The organism is Paenibacillus sp. FSL R5-0527, assembly GCF_038008055.1.
Taxonomy (GTDB): Bacteria; Bacillota; Bacilli; order Paenibacillales; family Paenibacillaceae; genus Fontibacillus; species Fontibacillus macerans.
Genome location: NZ_JBBOYI010000001.1, coordinates 3,025,645 through 3,047,661, shown reverse-complemented (window position 1 = coordinate 3,047,661; position 22,017 = coordinate 3,025,645). Strand labels below are relative to the sequence as shown.

The window sequence follows — 22,017 nt, the reverse complement described above, 5'->3', positions numbered from 1 at the left end:
AGCCGTTTATATTCATGGCCAGTAATACAGTCATGGATCTATCGCACCGTAGCCTTGCGCCCTTTTGGGGACAATTCCGCCTAAGGATGCAAAATCGAATTCAAAACCTCTTGCACTTCCTCCAGCTCCCCGGAAGGAACCAGGATTTCGAACTGCTGCTTGGATAAATTGACAGGACGTGTTTGGACGAGGAAGCCTTCTTCGGTGAGTTTCGTTTTGATCATATCCGCAACCTTGGCGGTTGGCGCAATATACATTACAGTCCACATGTCCTTTTCAAAGCCCCCTACTTTCATCTTTGAGCCCGTATAATAGAGTTATGATAACATAATTTTCAAATCCCCCGCAACAAAGGGACAGGTCGCAAATTGGAAGCGGAGCGCGCGAAATCCGTCGGATTTTCAGGCTGTCATCCCGCGCCGCAAAACGCCCGTTCCCGCCGGAGAGGGGACCCGCGGGCTCCGCTTTGCCGCGAAGCTTGTCACAAGCTGTCCGGCTAAAAAAGCACTGCCTCTGCTTTGAAATTTTATCTTTAATGGCAGCTCCCTTATTTTCAATAGCATTTCCTCTTCTTCAGCGCAACTCCTTTAATTCGGAGGCGGGAGCGCTGTTATTTTTGGGAATAAGTGGCGGCATTTTTGTGGTTATGGGCGATTCTGGCCGAAGCGGCCGCGGCTAGTCCGGCCACCAGATCATCCATGAATACGTGGATATCGGAGCCTTTGTTGTTCAGCTTGCCGATGATTTCGGGCTTAACCTTGTCCAAATAACCAAAGCTTGTCAGCCCGATCATGCCGAAAACGCTTGTAATGCCTAATGCCAAAGTTTCATCAACGCCGTACAGCGGCTCATCCGCTTCCATGATCGATTGCAGCGGCTCGGGAAGGAGCTTTTGCTCCGCCAGCTCATCCAAAGCGATCCCCGTAAACAAAGTGTACTGCACCTCTCTTTTTTGCAGCACCGCCTTTACGCTGTCCAAGCACTGCTCCAGCGTCAAATCGTCATGATAGGCAATTTGCAAGGAATACACGATTTGCGCAATTTCCTCCAGCCTAACGCCTCTGCGCAGCAACTGGGCTTCCGCAATTTCATAGGTCATCCGATTTCCTCCTTCATTCCGGAAAAATGCGGTCCGGCTCCGGGGCGTGCTCCGAGGCATGCTCCGAGGCCTGCTCCGAGGTCTGCCCCGAGGGGTGCTCCGGGGGCGTGCCCCGAGGGGTGCTCCGGGGCCTGCTCCGGGGTGTGTTCCGGGGCCTACTCCGAGGCCTGCTCCGGGGTGTGCTCCAGGGCCTGCTCCGAGGTGTGCTCCGGGGCCTGCTCCGAGGTGTGCTCCGAGGCCTGCTCCGAGGGGTGCTCCGGGGCCTGCTCCGAGGCGTACTCCGAGGCCTGCTCCGGGGCCTGCTCCGAGGTGTGCTCCAGGGCCTGCTCCGAGGTGTGCTCCGGGGCCTGCTCCGAGGTGTGCTCCGAGGCCTGCTCCGAGGTGTGCTCCGGGGCCTGCTCTCCGAGGTGTGCTCCGAGGCCTGCCCCGAGGTGTGCTCCGAGGCCTGCTCCGGGGCCTGCTTCGAGGTGTGCTCCGGGGCCTGCTCTGAGGCGTGCTTCGAGGCCTGCTCCGGGGTGTGCTCCGAGGTGTGCTCCGGGGCCTGCTCCGAGGCCTACTCCGGGGCCTGCTCCGAGGTGTGCTCCGAGGCCTGCTCCGGGTCAGGGCCATACCCGCACCGCCGCCTTGTCCCGGCGGGAAAGCACAGCAACGAATGCCGGCTTCTATGGCATGGCCAACTGTGGTGCGTCACTGTGCGGCCGATTGTGCGTTTACCGCAAACCATACGGGCGCCTCGGTCGACTGGCCGCCGCCAAGCGGCGCAGCACCGCGCCGGAGCGGGTGCAGGAGCGTGCGCCAGAGCAGGTGCAGGAGTAGGTGCCGGCGTAAGTGTCGGAGTAGGTGCCGGATGCAGCGCGTTTTTCCGAAATATCATCTCACTCGGGCCCCGGGGGGTCCTTGTTCGTGGCGTATTGTGTTTCTAAGTGTATGCTTGAAGCGTAAAAAATGTTCGTTAAAACGGAGCCAAGCCTGAAAATCCGCTGGTATGGGGGGTTCTTATAGAGCTAGAATAGCCAGTATAGCCGGACGATAGACTTCCGCAGCCTAACACATCGTTCAGATTGGAATTATCCAATAGAATTGGAAATCGAATGGCCGGTCTTCAGCGTAATTGGTAATTTCCAATAGATTAGAAGCGGCACAGTGAAATGGGACGGTTCGCCGCGAATTCTATTGGATATTTCCAAGGAGAGTTCAAAATTCCGTTCGAACTTCGTCCATCTATTGGATTTTTCCAATGTGAGGTAAATGGGGACGAGTGGGCTGCTTTGTATTTTTTGGGCCAGGCTGGGGTTGCCTGCAAAATTAGAAGACCCTGCTGACCGCCCGTGTTACTTGTATCCAATAATCCCAATGCGACTGAGTCTAACGCCTTTTTGGATCTGTACCGCCTCCATTGTACATCTGGGCTTACCAATAATGAAACCCTCCTTCAATGGTAGCTTGTCGCTTCCATTTCGCAAGGAGGGCTGCTTTTACATCCTTTTCAAGTTAGCTTGCTCGGGAGAAAACATAAGGAAAAAAATGGCGCTATTTCTGCAATCTCCTCACTTTGAGTGAAATAGCGGACATTTATGGCGTTATTTTTTCGTATCGCATGAAAATAGCCATTTTGTGCACCATTCGTTGGGAATTAAGGCCATAAAATTCCGCTAACGGTGTTGAACATGCACATTTCATGAAAATAAGGCCTTAAAGTTCCGCTATTTTTTGGTGATCCACCAGTCTGATTTTTGCACCATGCTCGCTAAGCACTTGCCATACTATCGCCAGGAACGGATGGCAAACACTATTTACGGTACTCACTTAGAGACAAGCTATGTTACTTCCGGATCGATTTGCTAGCCTTTCGCGAAGCGCACACCTTTCTTAGCGCTTCCCCATCAATTTTTGCCAGGAGCCAAGCAATAGTCCGGGCAACGGACATGAATGCGAATTCGGCCAATGGCAAGAACGCCAAGTCCGGTTATCTCACCTTGACGGTATCCGGCCCGAGCATCTGTTCCATTTCACGGAAAAGCGCGGGGGACGGTTTGATGTTGTAACGTTCGGACAAGGCCAACAGCTTGCCGGTGCTCTCGTAGAACAGCACCGTCCCTACCGGTCCGGGATGCTGCTCCAGCAGCGTCTTCAACTGTTCCAGCAGGCGCGCGTTCTCCGCCGCGGCCGTGATTTTGATGAAGACGCGCTGCTGCGCCGGCAGCTTCTGTCCGCGGCGGCCGCCCGCGGCGGGCGGTGCGGCGTTGGCCGCGGCATCGCGGGCGCCGGGACGCCCGGCAGCGGACGCATGGCCGGGCGCCTGCCCGGCGGCGCCTTGCGGCGCCCCTGCCGGCGCCGGGGCGGCGGGCTCGCGCCGGGGCCGGGCCGCGGCCGCAGGCGCGCCCTGCGCCGCCGCTGCCCGCGCGGGCGGCTGCTCGGCGCCGCCGCTCCGGCCGGCGCTGCCGTTGCCGCCGCGCGCGAGCCCGCGCCCGCGTCCGCTCCGCCGCCGCTGCCCGCTGCGGCGCTTCTCCCGGCGCCGCCATACGCCCCGCGCCCGCGGGCGAGCCCGCGGCGCAGCTGCGCCAGCGCCGGCGCGCCGAGCGGCGCCACCTCGTCGGCCAGCAGCTTGAAGCCTTCGTCCTGCAGCTGGACGGTGGCGCGCAGCGCAAGCAAGGCCCCCTTGCTGACGTGCGCCGAGCAGCGCCGCCACACTTCGGGAAACAGCACGACCTCGCAGCGCTCGATCTGGTCCTCCAGCTCCATGAAGGCCATCGCCTTGCCCTGCTTCGTCGTGATCGCTTTGACCGACACGACCATCCCGGCCACCACCGTCCGGCTTTCATCCGCCGCTTCGGCCAAATCCATCAGCCGATCGGCGCCTTCCTGCTCAAGCAGCTCATCGTAATCGTCCAGCGGATGGCCGGACAGGTACAAGCCAAGCAGCTCCCGCTCCAATTCCAGCTGCTGCGCGGCGGTAAACGGCCGAACATCCGGGTACTCGATGTCCCAGTTCGGCGTTTCCACAAAATCGAATAGCTGGATTTGCAAATCCTCACGCTCCTTGCGCCATTTAAGCGCGGCTTCCACCGTCTCGTCCAGCATCGCCAGCAGTTGGGCGCGGTGCCCCGGGAGGGAGTCAAACGCGCCGCCCTGGATCAGCGATTCGATAACGCGCTTGTTGCACGTGCGCAGATCGACGCGGCGGCAAAAATCGAGCAGGCTGTCGAACGGCCGCTCCTTCCGCTCGCGCATAATGCTTTCGATCGCCTGGGTGCCAACGTTTTTGATCGCCGCCAGCCCGAAGCGGATCACCCCCAAGGCCGCGGCGGGGCTAACGGGCGCCGCGGCATCTTCTCCGCCGGAAGCGCCGGCCTGCCCCCGCGCCGCCAAGGCGGTTTCCGCTGCGGGAACGTCTCCCCCGGCTTCCGGGCCTCCCGCCGTTCCTCCTGCGAAGCCCTCGTCCGCAGCCCCGGCGCCAACCCGAGCCTGCGGCGTAAACAGCACGCCGCTTTCGTTCACGTCCGGCGGCAGCACGGTGATGCCCATCCGCCGGCATTCGACGATGTACTCCGCCACCTTACGGTGGCTGCCCATGACGGCGGTCAGCATCGCGGCCATGAACTGGACGGGGTAATGCGCCTTCAGATACGCCGTCTGGAACGCCAGCACGCCATAGGCGGCCGCGTGCGCCCGCGCGAAGCCGTAATCGGCAAAGCGGACGATCATGTCGTATACGGCGTTCGCTTCTTCGGCGGTATAACCTTGGGCCAGACTGCCGCTGACGAAATGGCCGCGCTGCTCGTCCAGCACCTCCCGCTTTTTCTTGGACACGGCGCGCCGCAGCAAATCGGCTTCACCCAGGGAAAATCCCGCCATTTTCGAGGCGATTTGCATGATTTGTTCCTGGTAGACGATGATGCCGTACGTGTCCTTCAAGATCGGCTCAAGATCCGGATGCGGATACTCAACGCTGATCTGCCCGTGCTTGCCGGCAATGTATTTGGGAATGAACTCCATCGGCCCCGGGCGATACAGCGCCAGCAGGGAGATGATGTCCTCAAACACCGACGGCCTCATTTCGCGCAGAACCCGCCGCATTCCCGCCGACTCCAACTGGAACACCCCGGTCGTCTCCCCGTGTCCGAGCATCTCGTAGGTGGCCGGATCGTTGTCGGGAACATGCCGGAAATCGGGAACGCTCCCCGTCTGCTCTTCGATCCAGCGCAGGCAGCGCTCGATGATGGACAACGTGCGCAAGCCCAAAAAGTCCATTTTGAGCAGGCCGATCGCTTCCAGGTTTTCCATCGAATATTGGGTTAAAGCGGCATCCTCGCTCCCCGATTGCAGCGGCACCGCGTCCGTCAGCGGATCGCGCGAGATGACGACCCCGGCGGCGTGCGTGGAGGCGTGCCGCGGCATGCCTTCCACCTTCATCGCCATGTCCAGCAGCCCTTTGATCCGCGGCGCCGATTCGTACATCGCTTTTAAATCCGGGCTTTCCTTAAGGGCTCGTTCAATCGTGATGCCCAGATGCGCCGGAATCAGCTTCGCCGCCTTGTCGACTTCGCCAAACGGCACGTTCAGCGCCCGGCCCACATCGCGAACGGCGGCGCGGGCCGCCATCGTCCCGAACGTAATGATCTGGGCCACGTGCTCCGCCCCGTACTTGCCGGCCACATAGGCGATCACCTCGTCGCGGCGCTCGTCGCTGAAATCGATATCGATATCCGGCATCGTCACCCGCTCGGGATTCAAAAACCGTTCAAACAGCAGGTTATACTTGATCGGGTCGACATCGGTGATGCGCAGCACGTAAGCAACCAGGCTGCCTGCCGACGATCCCCGGCCCGGGCCGGTAACGATCCCGCTTTGGTGAGCGAAGGCAATGAAATCCCAAACGATAAGAAAATAATCGGAAAATCCCATCTTGCCGATCACTTCCAGCTCATACCGCAGCCGCTGCTCGAGCCTTTCGCGGTCCGCTTTGTCCCGCCACACGTCCAGATGGCCGTAGCGCTCCTCCAGCCCTTTTTCGCACAGCTCAGCCAAATAGCTCTCCGCGGTCAGCCCTTCCGGAATCGGGCGGTAAGCCGGCAAAATATGGCGGCCGAATTCCAGCTCAAGCTCGCAGCGACCGGCTATTTTTACCGTGTTGGCCAGCGCCTCGGGCACATGCGGGAACAACGCGGCCATCTCATCCCCGGTTTTCAGGTAAAGCTGGTCCGTGTTCATTTTGAGCCGGTTTTCGTCGTCGACCGTTTTGCCGGTGCCAATGCAAATCAGCACATCCTGAACCTCGGCGTCCTCCCTGTTCAAGTAATGCACATCGTTGGTGGCCGCCAGTTCGATCCCCGTCTCCTGCGCCAGCTGAATAAGCTGGAGATTTACCTTTTTTTGCTCCGGCAGACCGTGATCCTGCAGCTCCAGATAAAAATCTCCGCCAAACGCCGACTTATAGCGCAGCGCCGCTTTTTTCGCTTCCTCGTAAGATCCGCGCAGCAAATGATGCGGCACCTCTCCGCCCAGACAGGCGCTCAAGCAGATCAGCCCTTCCCGATGCCGCTCCAGCGCCTCCCAATCGATCCGCGGCTTGTAGTGGAAGCCTTCCAGATGGCCGATCGAGACGAGTTTCATCAAATTCCGGTACCCGGTTTCATTTTTAGCCAGCAAAATCAGATGGTGGATCGGCTGATCCTGACGGCTCCCCCGCTCCTTGCGCGAGCCTGCCGTAAAATAAACTTCACAGCCGATGATCGGCTTGATCCCGTGAGCTTTGCACAATTTATAAAAAGGAACCGCGCCGTACATGACACCGTGATCCGTCAGCGCGAGCGCCTTCATGCCGGAAGCCGCCGCTTTGGCGACGAGCTCTTCCAGTCTGGCCGCGCCGTCGAGCAAGCTGTATTCGCTATGTACGTGCAGATGAACGAAGCTGTCCATGCGATCCCCTCCTTTTCGCTTTCAAACTCTATAAATATTTTATCATACATAGCCCAAGCGCGCCCATAGAATGGTAGAGGATAGGACAGACCTCGGAAAGGGGAGCTTGTATCGTGAGTTCGTTTTTGAGCAAAGCGGTTATGGACTTTTTTATCGCATTCGGAATCGTCGTGGGCGGAGCTATGGTTGGCGGGATCGGAGCCGTCGTTTCCCTGCAGCCGCCGACCCAAACGATGCTGGACATCGCCGACCGCATTAAAATTTGGGCGCTTGCCGCCGCGATCGGGGGCACAATCGATCCGATGCGGGTCATCGAAAGCAATTTTTTTGACGGAAACCTGTCCCCGGCCATCAAACAGATTTTGTATTTGCTGTTTGCATTCTTTGGCGCCCACATGGGTTCCGAGCTGGTGAGATGGATGTGCGGGGGAAGCCGGGGATGAATGAAGCAAAGCGGCCGGAAATCAAGGGATTCCGTCGGTTTTTGCAGCTTGCCGCCGTGTTTATTCTGGGGATGGTGGCGGGAAGCATCGTATACAACGTAATCTATCAGACAAGCTACAACGTGCTGTGGATTCAAAACAAGGATCTGCAAATCCAGCTGCATCAAGCCGAGGAGGACCTCCGGACGCTGAAAAAATACAATAACCGCTCGACCGTGATCAAAGAGATCAAGGTGCGCGTGGAGGAACGGGATCCTCCGCTCGATTCGCTGGCGGTCAAGGAAGTCACCAAACAGCTCCATGACGAGCTTGAGGTGCTTCGCGGCAGGAACATTTTCGACATCGACTCCGACGCCAAAATGGCCCGGACGCTGCTGAACCGGAAAATCTATATCGTGCGCGACAAGGAGTACAGCATCCAGATTAAAACGATGCTCGTGAGCGAAGGGGTGCTGCAGGTGTGGGTGGATATGCGGCCGTATATCCGGCTCTAACTTTTCATGCTACAATAAGGTTGTTAAAAAAACGGAGTTTGATCACGCAGTTGTGTCCTTGGAGCGGATTCGGCATCGAATCTTGAATTCAGCCGGGTCTTCCGGTGCTCACGTACCCTAAACGTACGCTCCGCTCCTCAGACCCTAGCTTCATCCAACCTTCTCGGTGCTGAAACTCCGTTTTTTTAACTTTTATCGAACGTGTTATTAAAAAAACGGAGTTTGATCACACAGCTGTGTGCTTGGAGCGGATTCGGCATCGAATCTTGAATTCAGCCGGGTGGAGCATATGCTTCCGAAGCATGTTTCCTACGGAAACATTTCAGGTGCTCACGTACCCTAAACGTACGCTCCGCTCCTCAAACCCTGGCTTCATCCAACCTTCTCGGTGCTGAAACTCCGTTTTTTTAACTTTTATCGAACGTGTTGTTAAAAAAACGGAGTTTGATCACGAGCACACCCGCAAAAACCAGGCTGGCTGCCAGGCTGATCGAGACCGGGGAAACTGCGGCGGAAAAATAAGCACTAGCGTTGCATTAAATCTGACAAGATACATTTTTTACCATACCCATATTTTAACGGTTGCCACAAGCGCTATTTGTTCCAAAAACGTTGATTTCAAATTGTAACGGTTGCCATGGTGCTTATTTCACTGAAATCCGGCTATTTTGGCTTAGATTCAGGCAAATAACAACGCTTACAACCGTTAGAATTCAGAAAAGGCCTTTTTTCGCAAAATAGCAACTGCTACAACCGTTAGATTCCCGGGGAGCTTTTTGGGAAATCTTTAGCAAAAGTTATCCAACGCTAGTGAAAAATAGGGGCAAAAAAAGCCGTTATTCCAGCGATATCCGTCCATTTGAGAGAAATAGAGGCAATTTATGCCGTTATTTTCCCCCGATCGCCAGGAAATGCCGTCACTTTGACCATTCATCGGGAAATAAGGACAAAAAATGCACTAATGGGGATGAACATGCCTGGCTCCGGATAATAAGGACATAAAGTGCCGCTATTTTGATGGCCACAGTCGGCCGTTCCAGCAATCAGCGGTTCGTTGTTACAGTAATCAGTAGTTCGTTGTTCCAGCAATCAGCGGTTTGTTGTTACAGTAGCCGGCTGGCCGGGTTAAGAGCGCCTATTCCCAAGCCAAGCCGATGATCATCCCCGCGATGATCATCACCCGCATTTTTCAAAGCCATCAAGCCAATTGTAAAAAAGGAGCTGTACATCTTCCCATGATCCAAACGATTCAATACGTCCTGTACGCCGTGCTCATTATCGCCTGCGTTTGTTCCGTCTTTTTCAGCTTTAAGTCGCGCCGTTCGCTCGACCCTAAGGTTCGCGGGCTGTCCGCCGCCAAAACCAACATCAGCATGGGGGTCACGCTCATTATTTTGGCGCTGATTCAAATGTTCATGTTCAGCGGCTCTTCGCTCCGCGTCGTGATCGGCGCGTTGTTTATGGTGCTGGGCGCGTTTAACATTTTTGCCGGCATCCGCAATCACGGCATCTTTTCCCGCCAAAAAGCGGAGTAGTTAAGCTCGTTATGAGAAATCTATGCCGGGAAATTACCTCCGGAAAGTAGTTACCTGCGGGAATTTATATACAGGCAATTCCTTCCAATAAAATTCCTTCCGGGAAATTCCCCCAAATCCCGGCTCGCCCGAGTCAGCTGGCTTGCTCATCCGGTTCGGCTGACTCCGCTGAATTCCGATCTTTCGGCCTTATCCGCATGGTCCGCCCGTGCTGCCTATGAGCGGTTCTTCCAACCGGCCGGTTTCATCCGGCCCGCTATGCGTGATCGATCGATTGCAGCGCCATGACCGCCTTGGAAACGAGGTAGTCCTGGTAAGTTAACATAATCTCCAGCTTGCAGGCCCGGCGGCTCATTTCCAGAACTAGCGGAAGGATGACGACCGGGTTTTCGATCTGCACCGGCCGCACGAAATAGGTCGTAATGTTGTCGACGACGAAGTCCATGCCGCTTGCGTCCTTGGCGGCGCGCAGGCCGGCCTGGGTCATCAGCGAGGTGAGCACGCCGTGCGAAATCGTGCCGAGGTCGGTGGCCATCTGCGGCGTTATCATCCCGCGAAAAAACAGTTTGCCCTCCGCGTCGCGCTCTTCGGCAAAACCGTTCCACATCAGGTGCTCGAACGTTTCCCCGAGCTGCGGCTGGTTGCGCACGTCGCGCATGGCCTGCAGCACCTCCCGGCGCGTGACGGAAGAAACCAGCTTCCGGTTGCGGTCCACCACCGGCAAAAAATCGATCCCTTCCCAAACCATGATTTGCGCGGCCGAAGCCAGCGACGTCTGCAGTCCCACCGTAATCGGATGACGCGTCATGCATTTTTCAATGGGCTGATCCCCGCTGAGCTCCTCCACGTTTTTGCGGCTGACGATCCCGATGACCCGGTTCCACTCGTCCACGACCGGAAAATGCTGATGCCCCGTCTCCAGCGACAACTCGTCAAAATCGGAGATGTTGCTAGCGGCTTTCAGCATGTTCACCCGCGGCTTACGGGCGACGATATCCTCCACCAGCATGATTTTTTTCTTGATCAACCGGTCGAAAATGGCCCTGTTGATCATGGAAGCAACGGTAAACGTATCGTGGCGCGAGGAAATGATCGGCAGCGCCAGCTTGTCCGCCAGCGCTTTGACCTCGCGGCTTGTGCCGAAGCCCCCGGTCACCAGCACCCCCGCTCCCTGCTCCAAAGCGAGCGAATGGGCGTTGTCGCGGTTCCCGATGATCAGCAGGCTTCCGGCGTCGATATACCGCGCCATGGCATCGATTTTCATCGCGCCGATGACGTATTTGTGCAGCGTTTTGTCCAGCCCTTCGCCGCCGCCAAGCACATGTCCCTCCACGATGTCGACCACATCGCCGAACGTAAGCTGATCGGAGATGTTCCGCGGTTTCTTCTCCACGCGAACGGTGCCGATCCGCTCCTTGGTGATGACGATGCCGAGGTTTTCCGCCTCTTTGACCGCGCGGTAGGCCGTTCCCTCGCTCACGCCCATCGCTTTGGCCAGCTTGCGCACGGAAATTTTCGTACCGATCTTAAGTTGTTCGATATGTTGAAGCAGCTGCTCGTGTTTTGTGACGCTTTCTTCCTGCCCCTCCAACTGTTATACCCCCTTGCCCGAATCTGTACTACTCTGTTTCCATTATACACGTTCAGGCATAAGTCATCCATACGGCCGCAAGCACGATCACGGAATAGACAATTTCCATGATTCCGGTTTGCTTTGCCGTGATCCGTATGCGCGGACACCATGCGGCCCTGGCCAGCAGCAGCAAAGCCGGCAGCAATAGCGGAAGGGGGAACAGCCATGCGGCGAGCAGCGCCAATATCAGGTGGTAGCTCACGGAATAGAAATAGAACCGGGGGTTGTTCCGCTCGCGGATGATCGTTTTGACGTAAAAAGCCGTGCCCGCGAAATAGCCGATGCTGATCAAAAACAGCTCCACGGCTGCCCCGTAGTCCGTACCTCCGCCCAAATTGAAAGAAACAAACACCATGATGCTGAACTGCACGATGGCGGCGATGTCGTTAATCAGGGCGCGTTCGCGTTTTTGCCTGGCGTAGTAGACGTTGACGGCAAACAAAGGCAGGAACAGCAGGGCCATCAAGATGACGTCGGGGCGAAGCAAGGCGAGCGCCGTTCCGGCAGGGACGAGAAGCGTTCCATACAGCAAGGCCGGTTTGCGGTAGCGGTCGCCTTTGCCCGTGCGGACCCACTGCAGCAAAGGAAACATCAGCAAGTAGATCAGCAGCCAGCAAGCAAACAGCAGGGCATGGATCCACCCGGGGGTCGAGGCGGCCATGCCGAATAGGAACGGAAGGACCAACATCGCCCAGGCTCCATGCTGATTGGGGATATAATGCTTCAAGCGCATGACGGCGTCCTCTCCTTTTTTTTCAAATGGATGGGGCAAATTACGGATCATTATATCCGCCGGAGGAAATCGCTCCAGTGACGCCGGTCACTGTAATCATGACAGCTTCCCAACAGAAAAAAGAGCGAATATCATGCCGTTTTTTATCTTGTGACTGATATCACAATCCATTCCGAAGCCGTTGATATAATGAGGGCGAACGGTAAGATTTTAAATTTTAACTAATCAATTAGGGAGGACTTCAAAATGAATCCGATTAAAGCAACCGTAAACGCCACCGAGTATCCGCCGCAGCTTAAGCATAAAACTATTTTTGACGCTTACGAAGCCCTGCATCCGGGAGAAGCCATGCTGCTGATCAACGATCATGACCCGGTACCGCTGCGTTATCAATTTGAGGCGATGCATCCCGGACGGTTCACTTGGGAGTATCTTGAAGAAGGGCCAGACACATTCCGGGTGAAAATCGGCAAAAATTAAAGCTTGGAGGGGGACGAATCATGGAGAACCGGGTTGTCGAGCTTGATGTACGCCCGCAGCTGCGCCAGGGAGCGGAGCCGTTAGGAAACATTATGAGCACCGTTAAGCAGTTGAAGGAAGGCGAGATTTTCGTCCTGCACGCCACGCTCAAGCCCGTTCCGCTGCTGAAGCTGATGGAACTTAGAGGGTACCGCAATCAATGCGAGCAGGTGGCGGAGGAGCACTGGAAAGTAACCTTCGAACGAAAAAGCAAGTGAACCCCCGGAAATAAAGGCTAGAGGCAAAGCGGCAAGCGGGTTTGTTGACCCGGGAAGGTACGGCCGTTAAAGCAAGGAGGATACGGGAACCGGTGATGCCGGCCCCTGTATCCTCTCTTTTTGCATAGCTGCCGCAACGGTTCGGCCGAATAACCGCAATATTCGCGAAAAACCCATTTCCTCGAGTTCCTCGAACTTCTTGGGCTCCTCTGGCTCCTCAAGCTCCTCGGCCGGGAAGCTACCTTTGCTCATACCCCCGCGGTACATAAGCGCAATACGGATCGCTTTCCAGATAATCGCCGGTCACGGCGTACGCCCTGGCCCGGGAACCGCCGCAAAGCTGCTTGAACTCGCAGGCGCCGCATTTGCCTTTCAGCAGTGTCTTGTCGCGAAGCTGCCGCATGACGGGCGAGTTCCGGTATATGTCGGATAGCGAAGAATCCCTGACGTTGCCGCAGCTTACCGGCAAAAATCCGCTCGGGTACACCTCGCCGGTATGGCTGATAAACACGAAGCCGTCCCCGTCGTTAACGCCCTTGGGCGAACGGCCGAGCACATCTTTGCGCTTCACCGCCCCGGCCTCTTCGCCGGCACCGCCTCCGCGCTTTTGCTGCTGTAAAAACACACGGCGATAGTGCGGCGCCTCCGTCGCTTTGATGCCGTAAGGCATCGCCCGCTGCATCTTGGCCAGCCATTCCATCACCCGTTCATGCTCCTCGGGCGTAATCATGTCCTTCACCATCCCCCGGCCCGTCGGCACGAGGAAAAACACGCTCCAAAGCACGGCCCCCATCTCCTTTACCGCTTCGGCGATCCGCGGCAGGTCGTCCAGGTTGTAGCGGGAGACCGTCGTGTTGATCTGGATCGGGATATCGAGCTGTTGCAAAAAACCGATCCCTTTCATCGTCATTTCATAGGAACCTGCGCTTCCGCGAAAATGATCATGGATTGCGGCCGTCGAACCGTCAAGGCTAAATGCCCAGCGGGACAAGCCGACCTCCTTGGCCTTACGCACGGCGGAAAAGGTGACCCGCGGCGTGGCGCTTGGCGTCATCGAGACCGGCAGCCCTTTGTCCTGAATCGCGTACCGGGCCAGCTCGAACAAATCGGGGCGCATCAGCGGATCGCCGCCGGTAAACACGAACAGCGGTTTATCCATTTCCGCGATATCGCCGATCAGCTTCTTCCCTTCCTCGAGGCTAAGCTGCCGCGGATCGGGATGATACTGGGCTTCCGCCCGGCAGTGCAGGCATTTTAACGCGCAAGCCCGCGTCACCTCCCAGATGACGATAAACGGATTTACGTTGTAGTCCCTGTCTTGAATCATTTGCATCACCGTCCATCCCCCAAATAAGCCGCCATGCTTTCAGCGGCTTCCTTGCCCTGCCGGATGCAGTCGGGAATGCCTACGCCGGCATATCCCGCGCCACACAGCAGCAGCCCCGGCTTCGCCCGGCCCAGTGCCCCGCGCAGCGCCTCAAGCCGCTCGACATGCCCGACCGGATATTGGGGCATCGACTCCGGCAAAGCGGCGAGCTCGCAAAACAGCGGGCTGGCGGCGATGCCCAGCAAATCGCGCAGCTCGGCGGCCACCCGGCGCTCGATGTCGGCCCTGGACATCGCGGTCCATGCCTCGTCGCCCAGGCGGCCGATATAGGCTCGCAGCAGCGCTTTATCGCCGGGAGCCGAATGCAGCCATTTCGAAGAAACCCAGGTAATGGCCGTAATCATTCGCCCCTCCCCGCGCGGGATAAGCACGCCGGAGCCGTTCAAATCGTGCGGAACGTCTTCCCGCCGGTAGGCAAAGGCCAAATTGGCTACGGACACATAACGGATCCGCTCCAGGTAAGCGGCTTCGGGAACGCCATCCAGCAGCCGGGTCGCGGCAAAAGCAGGAACCGCCAAAATGACTCCGTCCGCGTTCAAACGCTCGCCCCCGCTTAAGCTAAGCTCATAACCCGCCTCCTTCTGCGACAGTCCGGTTACCGCCTGGCCGGTAATTATGCTCTCTTCCCTTAGCGATTCCTCCAGCGCTTCCGTCAGTCCCTCCAAACCGCCCGTCAACGTCAGAAACATGCTGGTTTGCGCGGCCTTCGGCAGCGGGACCTGGCTTCCCGCCGGCCGCGGCGGCTGCTTTTTGCCGGCCAGCAGCCCAAGGATCAGGCTGCGGTGCTTGCGCTCCATCTCCATAAACTGCGGAAACGTCGCTTTCAAGCTAAGCTGTTCGGTGTCCCCGGCATATATGCCGGCCAGAAGCGGCTCCGTCATCTGCTCCAGCACTTCTCTGCCGAGCCGGCGGCGGATGAAGCCGCCGAGCGATTCGTCGCCGCCGCCGCGCCGCGCGGGAAGCAGCAGATCCATCGCGGCCCGCAGCTTGCCGGCCGGAGAGAGAAGCCCCGTCTTGACCATCGGCCACATTTGCGTCGGTATGCCGAGCATCAGCCCCGGCGGCATGGGATGGAATTTGCCGCGATGCAATATATAACTTCGCTTGGCCTGAGGATTCGTTCCCGCCAGCTTATCCTCCAGCCCGAGTTCCCGGATCAATTCCAGCGCGGCGGGCTTGCGCGCGATCATTGAATCCGGGCCCTGTTCTATCGTAAAGCCGTCACGGCGCAGGGAACGGATTTTACCGCCCAGCCGATCGGACTGTTCCACGAGGGTAACCCCAGCGTTCACCCCCTGTTCACGCAGCAGTTTACGCACGTAATAAGCCGCGCTTAACCCGGTTATGCCTCCGCCGATGACGGCGATTTTTTTGCTCACGTTTAACTTTCGACCTCCTTAATGCCGCAAGCCGAACGCCTCATGCTTAAGCGGCCTATGAACTCCTAATGCTATCGTAACCTCCGGACCCCCGCGCATTTTATGACTGGAGTCACTCCGAGATCAACATTTCTCGGTTAAAATTGTCAAAAATCAAACGGAAAGGAAGCTAACGATGAGTATAAACCAGACATTGCGGCTTAAAACGGGAGCGGAGCTGTTGATCGAATGCTTGCTGGAGGAAAAGGTCGATACGATTTTCGGGTATCCCGGCGGAGCGGTGATCCCGATTTATGACGCGCTCTATGATTGCTCCGGCATCCGGCATATTTTGACCCGGCACGAACAGGCCGCCGTACATGCGGCGGACGGTTATGCGCGGGTTACGGGACGGGCCGGCGTGGCCCTGGTCACCTCGGGACCGGGAGCTACGAACGCGGTGACGGGGATTGCCAACGCCTTTATGGACTCGGTGCCGCTGGTGGTGTTGACGGGGCAGGTATCCACCGATCTGATCGGGCGCGACAGCTTTCAGGAAGTGAACATTTTCGGCATGACGATGGATGTGACGAAACATAATTATGCCGTTACGGATATCGCCCAATTGCCGCGGATCGTGAAGGAAGCCTTTTATATCGCCACGACGGGAAGACCCGGACCCGTGCTGATCGATCTGCCCAAAAATATAATGGCGGCCAAAACGGGGCTGGTTCCGGCCCTGCAAGCTTCGATCCGCGGCTATCAACCCGCCCCGCCGATTCCTGACGAGTCCGCAGGGCTCATCCGGGACAAACTTCGGGCATCCCGCCGCCCGGTTCTCGTAGCCGGAGGCGGGGTAGTCTCGTCCGGCGCCGCCGAGGAGCTCGTCCGGTTCGCCGAGAACGCCGGGATTCCCGTCGCGACCACGCTGATGGGGATCGGGGCTTTTCCCTCCCGGCATCCGCTGTACCTCGGCATGCTCGGCATGCACGGCACCTATGCCGCCAACCGGGCCGTCCATCAGGCCGACCTGCTTATCTGCCTCGGCACGAGGCTAAATGACCGCTTGTCCGGTAAAGCCAAATCGTTTTCCCCGCAGTCCTGGAAAATCCAGGTCGATGTCGACGATGCCGAGCTGGACAAAAATATCCCCATGGATCTGAGCATCCAGGGGGATATTCGGGAACTGCTGGCCCAGCTGAACGCTCAGCCCTGCGGTAGCCTGGGAAGCGAATGGGCGAAAGACGCCGCCGGCTGGGAACGAAAGGTCCCGCAATTTACCGCCTCTGACGGCAAAGGCATGTTGAACCCGCAGGAAGTCATAAAGCTGCTCGACAAACTGACGGAGGGCAACGCGGTCGTGGCCACGGATGTCGGACAGCATCAAATCTGGACCGCTCACCACTACAGATTTTCCCGTCCCCGTTCATTCCTGACTTCAGGCGGACTCGGCACGATGGGCTTCGGCTTCCCCGCCGCCATCGGCGCGGCGATCGCCCTGGAGGGCGATGACCGGCCGATCCTGTGCGTGACCGGGGACGGGAGCTTTCAAATGAACCTGCAGGAATTAATGACCGCCGTCGACTACCGGCTGCCGGTTAAAATCGCCATCCTGAACAACGGTTATTTGGGCATGGTCCGGCAGTGGCAGCAGCTGTTTTATGAACGGCGTTATTCCTCCGTTCAAATTTCCTCGCCGGACTTTGCGGCCTTCGCGAACGCCTACGGGGTCCCCGGCTTTCGCGCGCAGACGGTGCAGGAGGTCGAACTTGCGATTCGCCAGGCGCTGGAAATTCCGGGCCCCGCGTTAATGGAGTTCAACGTCCGGGAAGAGCAGAACGTCTACCCGATGGTGCCGCCCGGAGAAAGCAACGACAAGATGCTGACGGGCGAAGGCGAGCTGTAGCTCCCGGTAGAAGCATGGCCCAGGCAGGCAAAACCGAAGTCCCCGGTGCTGCTGCACATGAAAGAAAGGGAAGGATTCTCGTAGTAGAACAGAAGAGGGGGAGTATGGGGTGGAAAGTTTACGGCCCGCCTTTAGAGTCAGGCTCTAACCTTAAAACAAGTTCGATAAGAACCTGACTCTAACAGCGGGTGGAGCCCCATACCCATCCTTCCGCTTGCGCTGAGCGTATGGGTTTGCACAGGCAAAGAACCTCGCCGGCGGCGAGGTTTTTCCTGGGCCGGGGCTCTTGCTGATTTATGGGCGCTGCGCTAACGCACTTCAGAGACCTTATCCGCCCATTTCCCGGTTATTTCCCAGCCTAACGGACCCGCATAACGCTATTTCGCGCTAAACGAGCTCACCTTGGCCAATCCGAGGTAAATAAAGCTCCTTCCCTCCTCTACCTGCACGTCGTCCTCTACCCCGCCGATTTTTTTAAATAATGCAAATAAGGGCTCCCCGAGAAGAACCGTCTTCGTCGGGAAAGCCCTTTTTGTCTTAGCCCAAGCTCGGCATGGTTCCAACGAACCCGCCTTGCCAGGCAACCGGCGTTATACACTCTGGCCGCGGCCGCCTTCCTCCTGCCACTTTAGCTCCCATTCCCGAAGTTTGGCCCGCCGGATTTTGTCGAGCTCGCGTTGCTTCTCTTCGCTAACGCCCAGCAAAAAATGCAGATGCGCCCCGATCACGAGAAAGGTAAAACCCGCCCAGACCGCGCCGAACAGCGATACCCAGCCAGCCCCTGGATCAAAGGAAATGAGCGGCAGCGCGTACACGAGCATCGCCAGCGCCAGAATCAAATAAACGACATGCTTCCATTTGTTCGGTTTCTTTACCGTCTTCATCTTTCGCAGCTCCTTCATTTCATAGATTAAGAGATTCGCACTCTCGCCTGTCCTCTTGTTCTCTTCTAATCTATGAAGGGAAACGAAAGAATATGAGAACCTTTTTAGGTTTTACATTCCCGCGCCGTACAAATGCTGCAGGCTGTCCGTAATGATCTTGTTGATGTCCTGGATAATGATGCTAAGCCGGCGTTCCGCGTCAAACAGACGGCGAATGTTCAGGTTCAGGCTCAGCGCCTCGAACTGCTTCTCCATCTGTTCCATTTCTTCGGGAGACGGCATTTCCCCCGCCATCATCCGCTGCTGCGCCGCGTTTTGGCGGACACGGAAATCGTCCAGCATCCGTTTGCCCTCCGGGTCGGCCTCTATAAGCTTCAACGCATCCGTAATTTCCGCCACTTCCGGGCTGTCCTTCAAGGCTGCCGCCAAATCATGCGCTTTGTCATAAATATTCATCCGTTTTCCTCCTAAAATTGGCCTTATTCAAAAATTTATGCTTTCTTCGGAAAAATAATTTTGGAACGCTAGCTAACATAAGAACAAAAAATGCCGCTAATGGAGATGAACAGGTTCATATCCGGACAATAAGTACATAAATTCCCGCTATTTTTGCCGCCGTCAACGAAGGAGGGGGCACCGGCGCGAATTCTGAACGCTGCATCCCATTGATACTGCAACGCCGCTAACCCTGCGTCACACTCCGCTATCCCTGCGGCAAATGAGCAAAAGCAATTCGCCGGCCGCCATTACTTTCGCACCACGCGCAGCTCCCGGCGCGCGGTGCGAAACCATCTCCGGCTCTCGGCACGTCAAAGTCATGCGGCAAAAGCCTACACCACGGCGCCCGAGATACGGTGAACCCTTCTTACCCACACTACCTAACACTTTCTAATATTACCTAACTTTATCCACCATTACCCAGCATTACCCAGTAATGCTCGATATTTCCCATAATTACCTGGCTTTACCCAGCATTGCCCGGCATTGCCCAGCATTACCTAGCATTACCCCAACATTACCTAGCATTACCTCAACATTACCTATAATCACCCGAAATCGTCAATTTCACCCAATATTACCCGCTTTACCTTGCCACCAGCATCAACAAAGACTGGAACAAGCCGATGATCCCGCCGAGCAGCACGCCCAGCCAGGTGATCGCGCGGAATTCCTTGCCGGACACGCTGAGGATGATCTCCTCGAGGCGTTCCACCGGGAATTTCCGCACCTGCTCCTCAACCAGCTGCGGCAGTTGAACGGCCTGCATGGCCGCGGGGATCCCCTGAGCCGTGAGGCGCAGCGCCCGTTCGGCCACCGCGGGAACCGCCGCGGCCGCCCGCTCCTTCCAGGGGGCCAGCAAGGAGCGGAGCGGCATTCCTTCCGCCCGTTCGAGCCACGCCTCCACCGGAAGAAGCTCCAGCTTTGCGGCAAGCCAGTCCAAAGCCTCTTCCCCGGTAAGGGCGGCAAGCAGCTCCGCGGCCGGTTTGTCCCCATACTGCTCAAGCCGCGTTTCGATCGCCTTCGCCGTTTTGCTTACCGCCTCCTCCCCCCGCAGCGCCCGGACGAGGGCCGGCGTCAGCTTTTGCACCAGCTTATCTTCATCCACAAAGATCGCCGCCATCGTTCCGAGGAAACCGCCGGCCTTGTCCATCAGGCCCGAAGCCATCTTGGATAGCATCCGCTGCCCCGCGGCCGACAGCAGCTCTTCTTCCACCGCCTGCAGAATCGCTTCCGCTGCGGCGGTGCTCCATTTCTTGCGGCTTTCCTCCGACCAGCCGGGAACGAGCTTTTTTAGAGGAATGCTATCCCACTCGTAACGCCGCCACAGGCTTTCAAATCCTGCCGCCGACGCCCGCCGCGCCGCGGCGGCCAGCCGCGGTTTCAGCGCTTCCCATCCCGCTTCGCCCCATATCCGCACGGCCGCGTCGCCAAGCGTCAACGTGCTTGCCTCCCAGCGCTCGATCAAACCTTGCAAATACCCCTCCGCTTTTTGCCGGAAGGCCGGCCGCTGCACGGTCTCCTGCAGCCCTTCGGCCGTAACCAGGTATTCCGCCACCACCCGGCCCAGCGACTCGGCGATATCGTCCCGCCGCTTCGGAATAAGCCCCGGCGTAAACGGAACCTTGAACTTGCCGATATGTACCGGATTTCTGGGATGAAACAGCATCTTAATCGCAAAATGATTGGTTATTCCGCCCACGAAGGCAGCCACTACCACGTTAATGACAACATAAAGCCAATCGGCCACCCAGGTTTCCTCCTTTATCTTAGGCAATTACCTAATATCTTAGGCTACTACCTAACTCTTCTCTCGCAGTTTCCGCTTTCAGCCCGCGCCCGGACCGGGAAACATTGCTTCATCACCCGCCCGATAGCCCGCGAAAACGGGCATAGGTCAATCACCAAGGATTCTATGTCCTCATATGATGCATTACATGCATTTGACGCAGACGATCTTTGCTTGCATCCAAGACTCAAGCTTAGCTTGGAAGGAGATCCGCTACATGCCCTCCAAAAAAATGACGGTACAGATCATGAGTCCGGGCCTGCTTGAAGACGATACTCTCGCGCTCGGAGACATGCTGATCAAACAGTGGAAAATACCGACCGATCTTCCACTCTTCCTGGCCTTCGGATCATTCCGGCACAGTGTAAAAGTCATCCCTTTAACCAGATCCGACGGAGTTCGAATGAGTGCTGGACTTGCAAGGAAAATGGGAATTCAGCCGCGATCGCCGCTGCGGCTCACATATCGCCCTCATTCATCTACCATTCAATTCGGCCCCTTGCTCGGCGTTTTGCTTAGCCAGGACTATGCGGAAAATCCGGAAAAACCTTTCGGTAAAATGACGTTATTTTGCAGTGAACTCGCAAACGCCTGCTCCAGGCAAGGGGTGTATGTCTACTTTTTTACGCCGGAGCATATCGGCAAAGATTCCGAACAAGTGTCCGGCTGGGTCTTCTACAAAGACGAATGGAAAAAGACCCGATTGCCGGCCGCAGATGTATTCTACAATCGGCTGACCTCCCGCAAACTGGAGAACAAACCTAGCGTACAGCATTTTATGAAAGAAGTAAAATCCCGTTACGGGAGCCATTTTTTCAACGAGAAATATCTCGATAAAACCGAGGTGTTCGACGCGCTGGCCAAAGACGGCTCGCTGCTCCGTTATTTGCCGGAATCCCATCTGTTCCGGGGCTACTCCATGCTCAAAGCCATGTGCGCCAAATACCCGATCGTTTTTTTGAAGCCGGTCAAAGGCAGTTTGGGAAAAGGGATCATTCGCATTTCAAGGCTCGAAAACGGCGTCTATCAGGCGCTAACCACCCAGGTCGGCGGCACGCGGCGCCATACCTATCCCAGCCTAACCAAGCTTTTCTCCGCCTTGTCCGGCCGCATGAAGACGACCCGGTACCAGATTCAGCAAGGGCTGCACCTGATCGAGATCGATCATCGGCCGGTCGATTTCCGCGCTCTTGTCCAGAAAAATCTGGCCGGCAAGTGGAGCACGACCTCGATCGTCGCCCGGATTGCCGGAAACCAGCACTTCGTGTCCAACCTGGCCCGCGGAGGCACGCTAAGCACGGTTAAGGAGGCGATCTCGCGCAGTTCGTTGCAGCCGGGAATGAAGAGCAGGGTCGGCGCCAGATTGAGAAAGGCGGCGCTGGACATCGCCCAGGGCGTTGACGCCAATTTGCCGGCCCATTTCGGGGAATTCGGCATCGATCTGGCGGTCGACATCAGCGGCCGGGTTTGGCTGATTGAGGTCAACTCCAAACCTTCCAAAAACGACAACACCCCGATGGGCGCCGGAAAGATCCGCCCGTCGGTCAAGCGAGTTATAGAATACACCCGCTATTTGTCCGGCTTCTAAGGAGGAATCATCCG

At 57.1% G+C, this 22,017-nt stretch carries 18 protein-coding genes; 7 read left to right on the top strand and 11 right to left on the bottom strand.

Annotated features, from left to right (window positions below):
• Nucleotides 1-80 precede the first annotated feature (80 nt).
• The 4 genes from NYE69_RS13470 to NYE69_RS13455 form a co-directional block, all read right to left on the bottom strand.
• Nucleotides 81-269, bottom strand: a complete 189-nt coding sequence (locus NYE69_RS13470) for a hypothetical protein (RefSeq protein ID WP_036624401.1) — start codon at nucleotides 267-269, stop codon at nucleotides 81-83.
• A gap of 341 nt (nucleotides 270-610) precedes the next feature.
• On the bottom strand, nucleotides 611-1,099 hold the full coding sequence (locus NYE69_RS13465; protein WP_340926574.1) for a phosphatidylglycerophosphatase A family protein: 489 nt from the start codon (nucleotides 1,097-1,099) through the stop codon (nucleotides 611-613).
• 1,966 nt (nucleotides 1,100-3,065) lie between these two features.
• Nucleotides 3,066-3,233 carry a hypothetical protein gene (locus tag NYE69_RS13460; RefSeq protein ID WP_340926573.1) on the bottom strand — a complete coding sequence of 56 codons (168 nt, stop codon included), beginning with the start codon at nucleotides 3,231-3,233 and terminating at the stop codon, nucleotides 3,066-3,068.
• Complete coding sequence (locus NYE69_RS13455; RefSeq protein ID WP_340926572.1) at nucleotides 3,230-7,018, bottom strand: DNA polymerase III subunit alpha; 3,789 nt, start codon at nucleotides 7,016-7,018, stop codon at nucleotides 3,230-3,232. Before NYE69_RS13455 ends, NYE69_RS13460 begins: the two co-directional genes overlap by 4 nt.
• Before the next feature lie 113 nt (nucleotides 7,019-7,131).
• On the opposite strand from NYE69_RS13455, the gene NYE69_RS13450 reads away from it, so the two are divergent.
• The 3 genes from NYE69_RS13450 to NYE69_RS13440 all read left to right on the top strand — a co-directional run bounded on the left by NYE69_RS13450 (nucleotide 7,132) and on the right by NYE69_RS13440 (nucleotide 9,490).
• The gene (locus NYE69_RS13450; RefSeq protein WP_036624406.1) at nucleotides 7,132-7,461 is read left to right on the top strand and encodes a YtrH family sporulation protein; all 330 of its coding nucleotides are present in this window, start codon (nucleotides 7,132-7,134) and stop codon (nucleotides 7,459-7,461) included.
• A complete protein-coding gene (locus NYE69_RS13445; RefSeq protein ID WP_326045401.1) occupies nucleotides 7,458-7,955 on the top strand; it encodes a hypothetical protein in 498 nt (165 codons plus the stop codon). The genes NYE69_RS13450 and NYE69_RS13445 overlap by 4 nt, the downstream gene beginning before the upstream one ends.
• A gap of 1,235 nt (nucleotides 7,956-9,190) precedes the next feature.
• Nucleotides 9,191-9,490: a YtpI family protein gene (locus NYE69_RS13440; RefSeq protein WP_326045399.1), complete on the top strand. Its 300-nt coding sequence runs from the start codon at nucleotides 9,191-9,193 to the stop codon at nucleotides 9,488-9,490.
• A gap of 256 nt (nucleotides 9,491-9,746) precedes the next feature.
• Here NYE69_RS13440 and NYE69_RS13435 read toward each other — a convergent pair whose 3' ends face one another.
• Both NYE69_RS13435 and NYE69_RS13430 read right to left on the bottom strand, forming a co-directional pair.
• Nucleotides 9,747-11,081, bottom strand: coding sequence for a DRTGG domain-containing protein (locus tag NYE69_RS13435; protein WP_328271326.1), 1,335 nt, complete (start codon nucleotides 11,079-11,081; stop codon nucleotides 9,747-9,749).
• Nucleotides 11,082-11,133: 52 nt separating this feature from the next.
• The gene (locus NYE69_RS13430; protein WP_316561171.1) at nucleotides 11,134-11,856 is read right to left on the bottom strand and encodes a YwiC-like family protein; all 723 of its coding nucleotides are present in this window, start codon (nucleotides 11,854-11,856) and stop codon (nucleotides 11,134-11,136) included.
• A 246-nt stretch (nucleotides 11,857-12,102) separates the two neighbouring features.
• Between NYE69_RS13430 and NYE69_RS13425 the strand changes: the two genes are divergently transcribed.
• Both NYE69_RS13425 and NYE69_RS13420 read left to right on the top strand, forming a co-directional pair.
• The gene (locus NYE69_RS13425; RefSeq protein ID WP_036624411.1) at nucleotides 12,103-12,336 is read left to right on the top strand and encodes a DUF2249 domain-containing protein; all 234 of its coding nucleotides are present in this window, start codon (nucleotides 12,103-12,105) and stop codon (nucleotides 12,334-12,336) included.
• Nucleotides 12,337-12,356: 20 nt separating this feature from the next.
• Nucleotides 12,357-12,593: a DUF2249 domain-containing protein gene (locus tag NYE69_RS13420; RefSeq protein WP_316561170.1), complete on the top strand. Its 237-nt coding sequence runs from the start codon at nucleotides 12,357-12,359 to the stop codon at nucleotides 12,591-12,593.
• A gap of 238 nt (nucleotides 12,594-12,831) precedes the next feature.
• Here the strand turns inward: NYE69_RS13420 and NYE69_RS13415 are convergent, their stop codons facing one another.
• Complete coding sequence (locus tag NYE69_RS13415) at nucleotides 12,832-13,926, bottom strand: TIGR04053 family radical SAM/SPASM domain-containing protein (RefSeq protein WP_328271327.1); 1,095 nt, start codon at nucleotides 13,924-13,926, stop codon at nucleotides 12,832-12,834.
• Nucleotides 13,926-15,359 carry a protoporphyrinogen oxidase gene (gene hemG / locus NYE69_RS13410; RefSeq protein WP_340926568.1) on the bottom strand — a complete coding sequence of 478 codons (1,434 nt, stop codon included), beginning with the start codon at nucleotides 15,357-15,359 and terminating at the stop codon, nucleotides 13,926-13,928. Before hemG ends, NYE69_RS13415 begins: the two co-directional genes overlap by 1 nt.
• 175 nt (nucleotides 15,360-15,534) lie before the next feature.
• On the opposite strand from hemG, the gene ilvB reads away from it, so the two are divergent.
• A complete protein-coding gene (gene ilvB / locus NYE69_RS13405; RefSeq protein WP_316561168.1) occupies nucleotides 15,535-17,244 on the top strand; it encodes a biosynthetic-type acetolactate synthase large subunit in 1,710 nt (569 codons plus the stop codon).
• Nucleotides 17,245-17,834: 590 nt separating this feature from the next.
• On the opposite strand, the gene NYE69_RS13400 is transcribed toward ilvB, so the two are convergent.
• From NYE69_RS13400 to NYE69_RS13390, 3 genes are all read right to left on the bottom strand, one after another.
• A complete protein-coding gene (locus NYE69_RS13400) occupies nucleotides 17,835-18,128 on the bottom strand; it encodes a hypothetical protein (protein ID WP_316561167.1) in 294 nt (97 codons plus the stop codon).
• A gap of 111 nt (nucleotides 18,129-18,239) precedes the next feature.
• Nucleotides 18,240-18,584 carry a YlbF family regulator gene (locus tag NYE69_RS13395; RefSeq protein WP_036624424.1) on the bottom strand — a complete coding sequence of 115 codons (345 nt, stop codon included), beginning with the start codon at nucleotides 18,582-18,584 and terminating at the stop codon, nucleotides 18,240-18,242.
• 628 nt (nucleotides 18,585-19,212) lie between these two features.
• On the bottom strand, nucleotides 19,213-20,376 hold the full coding sequence (locus NYE69_RS13390) for a DUF445 domain-containing protein (RefSeq protein ID WP_316561166.1): 1,164 nt from the start codon (nucleotides 20,374-20,376) through the stop codon (nucleotides 19,213-19,215).
• A 256-nt stretch (nucleotides 20,377-20,632) separates the two neighbouring features.
• Here NYE69_RS13390 and NYE69_RS13385 point away from each other — a divergent pair, with 256 nt between their 5' ends.
• Nucleotides 20,633-22,003: a YheC/YheD family endospore coat-associated protein gene (locus tag NYE69_RS13385; protein ID WP_316561165.1), complete on the top strand. Its 1,371-nt coding sequence runs from the start codon at nucleotides 20,633-20,635 to the stop codon at nucleotides 22,001-22,003.
• Nucleotides 22,004-22,017 lie beyond the last annotated feature (14 nt).

Bases quoted from the DNA above. Each gene is read 5' to 3' on its own strand.
- NYE69_RS13470 (WP_036624401.1), bottom strand. From the start codon at position 269: ATGTGGACTGTAATGTATATTGCGCCAACCGCCAAGGTTGCGGATATG.
- NYE69_RS13465 (WP_340926574.1), bottom strand. From the start codon at position 1,099: ATGACCTATGAAATTGCGGAAGCCCAGTTGCTGCGCAGAGGCGTTAGG.
- NYE69_RS13455 (WP_340926572.1), bottom strand. From the start codon at position 7,018: ATGGACAGCTTCGTTCATCTGCACGTACATAGCGAATACAGCTTGCTC.
- NYE69_RS13445 (WP_326045401.1), top strand. From the start codon at position 7,458: ATGAATGAAGCAAAGCGGCCGGAAATCAAGGGATTCCGTCGGTTTTTG.
- NYE69_RS13440 (WP_326045399.1), top strand. From the start codon at position 9,191: ATGATCCAAACGATTCAATACGTCCTGTACGCCGTGCTCATTATCGCC.
- NYE69_RS13430 (WP_316561171.1), bottom strand. From the start codon at position 11,856: ATGCGCTTGAAGCATTATATCCCCAATCAGCATGGAGCCTGGGCGATG.
- NYE69_RS13425 (WP_036624411.1), top strand. From the start codon at position 12,103: ATGAATCCGATTAAAGCAACCGTAAACGCCACCGAGTATCCGCCGCAG.
- NYE69_RS13420 (WP_316561170.1), top strand. From the start codon at position 12,357: ATGGAGAACCGGGTTGTCGAGCTTGATGTACGCCCGCAGCTGCGCCAG.
- NYE69_RS13415 (WP_328271327.1), bottom strand. From the start codon at position 13,926: ATGCAAATGATTCAAGACAGGGACTACAACGTAAATCCGTTTATCGTC.
- ilvB (WP_316561168.1), top strand. From the start codon at position 15,535: ATGAGTATAAACCAGACATTGCGGCTTAAAACGGGAGCGGAGCTGTTG.
- NYE69_RS13400 (WP_316561167.1), bottom strand. From the start codon at position 18,128: ATGAAGACGGTAAAGAAACCGAACAAATGGAAGCATGTCGTTTATTTG.
- NYE69_RS13395 (WP_036624424.1), bottom strand. From the start codon at position 18,584: ATGAATATTTATGACAAAGCGCATGATTTGGCGGCAGCCTTGAAGGAC.
- NYE69_RS13385 (WP_316561165.1), top strand. From the start codon at position 20,633: ATGCCCTCCAAAAAAATGACGGTACAGATCATGAGTCCGGGCCTGCTT.